The 4,365-nt window shown below is 57.3% G+C and carries 4 protein-coding genes; all 4 read right to left on the reverse strand.

Annotated features, from left to right (window positions below; translation table 11 throughout):
- Positions 1 to 367: 367 nt before the first annotated feature.
- Positions 368 to 895 carry an NYN domain-containing protein gene (locus NW815_RS13400; protein WP_011431737.1) on the reverse strand — a complete coding sequence of 176 codons (528 nt, stop codon included), beginning with the start codon at positions 893 to 895 and terminating at the stop codon, positions 368 to 370.
- 150 nt (positions 896 to 1,045) lie between these two features.
- Positions 1,046 to 2,032, reverse strand: coding sequence for a glycine--tRNA ligase subunit alpha (gene glyQ, locus NW815_RS13405; RefSeq protein ID WP_414328660.1), 987 nt, complete (start codon positions 2,030 to 2,032; stop codon positions 1,046 to 1,048).
- A gap of 52 nt (positions 2,033 to 2,084) precedes the next feature.
- On the reverse strand, positions 2,085 to 2,849 hold the full coding sequence (locus NW815_RS13410) for a peptidase (RefSeq protein ID WP_414387909.1): 765 nt from the start codon (positions 2,847 to 2,849) through the stop codon (positions 2,085 to 2,087).
- Positions 2,850 to 2,885: 36 nt separating this feature from the next.
- Positions 2,886 to 4,295 (reverse strand): DUF697 domain-containing protein, encoded by a 1,410-nt coding sequence (locus NW815_RS13415; protein ID WP_414387911.1) that lies wholly within the window; start codon positions 4,293 to 4,295, stop codon positions 2,886 to 2,888.
- Positions 4,296 to 4,365: the final 70 nt, after the last annotated feature.

A 4,365-nucleotide genomic window follows, 5' to 3' on the forward strand; every position in this document is an offset into this window, starting at 1 on the left:
AAAGTTGCGAATACGGGAGACAGGAACGCCGGTCATAAAAACCTGATCAGGGCAAAGATTTTTTACAATGCTAGCCTCTCTGCTCCCCTGCCTGAACTGAGGTTGCCCAGAAGTTGGCTGCCAAGGGGAGAAGACACAGCCCTTCTGCCGGACACCAGAGCACCCTACTGGAATTGGCCGGGACAGCTCCTTTCCGGCAGCGCTGACTAGAGCCGGTACAACAGACGTGCCGCTTGTGTGGCAGGGATGGGATCCGTGAAGATGGAAAAAGCCAGAACGAACTTAGGCGGTGTTGTCGCCAGCTCGCCAGGAGGCTATGGGTCTGACCCGACGGCAGAGGAAGCAGTCCAGAACCCTGCCCAAAGCACTACTTGTCTAACTTCTCAATGTAGGGGCGAATGTCATTGAGGTCGATGTAGCGGTCGGTGGCGTTGCGCAGCTCGCGGGCGATCATCCCTTCGGTGGAGACAACTGTAATCAGCGTGTTTTTGGAACGCAACAGCTCGACGGCCCGCTCAAAATCTCCATCGCCGCTAAATAGAATGATCCTATCGTACTGGCCAACGGTGTTGAACATATCGATTACTATTTCGATATCCAGATTTGCTTTTTGGGAGTACCGACCGGAGTCTTCATCTCGATATTCTTTGAGGATCTTGGTGCGCACAGTGAAGCCCATGCTGATCAGAGCGTCTCGAAAAGCCCTCTGATCATGGGGATCCTTGATGCCGGTGTACCAAAAGGCGTTGACCAATTCAACATTCGGCTGTGATCTAACAAAATAATCCAGCACCCGGCGTGGGTCAAAAAACCAGCCATTTTTCTGTTGAGCATAAAACATATTATTGCCATCAATAAAGATGGAAACCCGAGTGACGGGATGATGGTAAAACATAAAGCTTTTCCGAAAAAAGTAAGGTGAACTGGTCAGAAAAAGAGGATGAAAACGAGGTCACTGACTTTCCACAAGAGCCATTTGGGCAGCCAGCACCTTGCTGACACCAATCTCTCATCATAGCCAAAGGTGGGATCCCTTTCTCAAGAATTAACTCTGGGGAGAGGCACCCCTGTAAACCAAAGCGGGTTCCGGTTGCCGCAGGGCATAGCTGGATCCCGGTCGATCGGCTTGGCTAACGTACAGCTCCGCCAATTGTCGAGCCAGGTTACGGATGCGCCCAATGTAGAGGGTGCGCTCGGCTACAGCAATGACACCACGAGCGTCGAGCAGGTTAAAGGTGTGGGAGCACTTGAGCACATAGTCGTAGGCGGGCAGGAGCAGAGACACGGCCAACCGATCCGGCAACACCTGTTTCTGCAGTTTCTGTTGGGTGGTTTCGATCAAACGCTTGGCCTCGGCTTCGTAGAGCCGGAACAATTCCAGCAGCATCTCCGGATCGGAATACTCGAAGTTGTAATAAGATTGCTCGACCTCATTTTGGAAATAGATTTGTCCATAGGTAATCCGTCCCAGAGAAGGATGCTCATTCCAGCAGAGATCGAAAACCGAATCCACCCCCTGCAGATACATGGCCAGGCGCTCTAGCCCATAGGTAATTTCTACAGAAACCGGGCGACAATCTTGTCCGCCCACCTGCTGAAAGTAGGTGAACTGGGTTACTTCCATGCCGTCCAGCCACACTTCCCAGCCCACGCCCCAAGCCCCCAAGGTGGGAGATTCCCAGTCATCTTCCACAAAGCGAACATCGTGTTCTGCCGGGTTCACGCCCAAAGCTTGCAGGCTATTTAGGTACACATCTTGAATGTCATCGGGGGAGGGCTTGATCAACACTTGGTATTGAAAATAGTGCTGCAGGCGATTGGGGTTTTGACCGTAGCGTCCATCGGTGGGGCGGCGACAGGGTTCGACATAGGCCACTCGCCAGGGATCCGGCCCCAAGGCGCGCAAAAACGTGTGGGGGCTCATGGTGCCGGCGCCTTTTTCCAGGTCGTAGGGTTGTAGGATCAAGCAGCCCTGCTCCCCCCAAAACTGTTGCAGGCGAAAGATCAAGTCTTGAAAGGTGTGGGCTGACATGGCAGGGGTTGGGCAGAGATGGATTAACCCCTATCCTACCAATCTCCTCCTCTCAGTCGAGCAGCTCTTCCCGATCAGCTGGATCCGAGTAGTCCCACTCGATGGGGGGCATTTGGTCGAAGGCTTGTTTGAGGGCGCTCTCCCACAGTTTGCGCATCTTGGCCAGGTAGGGATCCCCGGTGCGCAGGCGCAGACGGTGGGTGACCTTGAACTGATCCGCTTGCACCATCACCAAATCGATGGGGGGGCCGACGGAGATGTTGGATTTCATGGTGGAGTCAATGGAGAGGAGAGCGCATTTGGCCGCATCTGCTAGCGAGGTTTCGTAGGAGAGGGTGCGATCCAAGATTGGCTTGCCGTATTTGGTTTCCCCCACCTGCAAAAAAGGGGTTTCCGGGGTGGCCTGGATGCAGTTGCCCTGGCTGTAGATCAAAAAGAGGGCCGGCTCCTCGCCTCGGATCTGTCCCCCCAACAACAGGCTGCACTGGGCGTCGATACCGTCCTTTTCCAGCCAGGGTCGGTCTTGCTCCTGGATGTAACGAATTTTGGATCCCAGGTAGCGGGCCACGTCGTAGAGATGGGGGAAGGTGTGGAGATTGGAACTTTCCGGTTGGCGCAGATCCCGCTGCACTTCGGTCAAAACGCCCTGGGTGATGGACAGGTTGCCGGAGGTGCAGATCAAGATCACCCGCTCTTCGGGCACGGAAAAATCGAACAGCTTTTGGTAGGTGGAGACGTAGTCCACCCCGGCGTTGGTGCGGGAATCTGCCGCCATCACCAAGCCAAAGCGGGTGATGATGCCAAGGCAGTAGGTCATGAGGACGACGCGGCTCGGCTTTTTGATTGTAGAGGGTCAGGGGAAAGCAAATCCGATTTTGTGGCGGATTTCCTCTCGCAGGCGGGCGGTGATCGAGGCTTCGTCCAAATCGGCCAAAATCTGGGCTATGGCGGCTTTGGGGCCCTCTGGCCCCCAACTGGCTCCCTGGGCCAGGTAGCGGCGGGCGGACTCGCCGATGGTATAGCAGGAAAACCCGGCCAACACCGCCTGCGTCAGGGCCACGGAACCGTAGGCTCCCAGAGAGAATCCCCCCAGCAAGGTTTTCAGGGATCCCAGGCCCAACAGCGCCACCCACTCGCCGGCGCCGAGGCTGAGCATGCTGAGGATGATCTTCTGCAGCAGTTGTGTGGCTCCTGCAGTGCTCATGGGCCAGCCGTACAGGCGGGCCAGGCGCAGGATCAGGGTGACATCGATGGCCAGCCCTCCCAAGGTATCGAGCAGGGTGATGGGGTTGAGGGCAACCGCCAGCGCTTTGGTGCGGGCGGCTGAGGCGATGAGGTCTTGGGCTTGCTGGGCACGGGTTTGCAGCTTGCGCTCAATTACCTGCTGGTTAACCCGATCGGCAAACAGGAGGGCATTCAAGGCCAGCAGCGAACGCCCCTCCCGATGCAGGACTTCCAGGATTTTCAGGCGCAGCTCATCCACCTGCGGGGATCCCACTTCCATCTGGGCAGCAAAGCTCCCATCCGGCCTTTGCACCAGGCGGGGTACGCGAGGGGAGGCCGCCACCATGACGATCTCGTTGGGAGAAAGGAGCTGCCGCACCCGTTCGTTGCGGATCTTGTCGTAAATGGCCTGGCGATCTGCCTCTGGGTACTGGTCGATCTTGTTGAACACCAGCAGCATAGGCTTGCCCGCCTCCCGCAGGGTGGCCAGGGCCTCAAACTCCACCCGCGTCAGATCCCCGCAGACGACAAACAGGATCAAATCCGCTCGCTGGGCCACTTCTCGGGCCAGCCGCGCCCGCTCTTCGCCGTCTACTTCATCCAGGCCGGGGGTGTCGATCAGCTCCAGACGGGATCCCTGCCAATGGGCGACCTGTACCGACTGCACCGAGGAAGGGGGGAGGCGGGATCCCTGCAGGGATGTGCCAGAGAAGGAGGACTGGGGGCGGGTTTCCCAGCTGATGTTCCAAGTTGCCGCTTGCTGGGTACGGGTGATGCCATGGGTGGGCCCCGTCTCAAAGACTGGCTCGCCCAGCAGGGCATTGAGCAGGGAAGACTTGCCTCGCCCCACCAGACCAAAGGCGGCGATGTGGATGACCTCGGTTTCCAGCTTGTCCAAGAGCGCTTGCAAGCTCTCCAACTCCCCTTCTAAGCCCGCGACCTCTTGGGGGCGCAGATCCAGTTGGGCCACCCACTGGCGCAGGCTGCGCTTGGCTTGTTGGTAGTTGAGGTCATCTTGTAGGGTGTTGCGGCGAGCCATAGCCGTAGCGCTCAATAGCGGTAGGAAGCAGCCCTTAAAAGACTGATACATTTACGCTGAACACTGCTGA

Origin of the sequence: Synechococcus sp. R6-7 (assembly GCF_047461695.1) — a bacterium.
Lineage (GTDB): Bacteria > Cyanobacteriota > Cyanobacteriia > Thermostichales > Thermostichaceae > Thermostichus.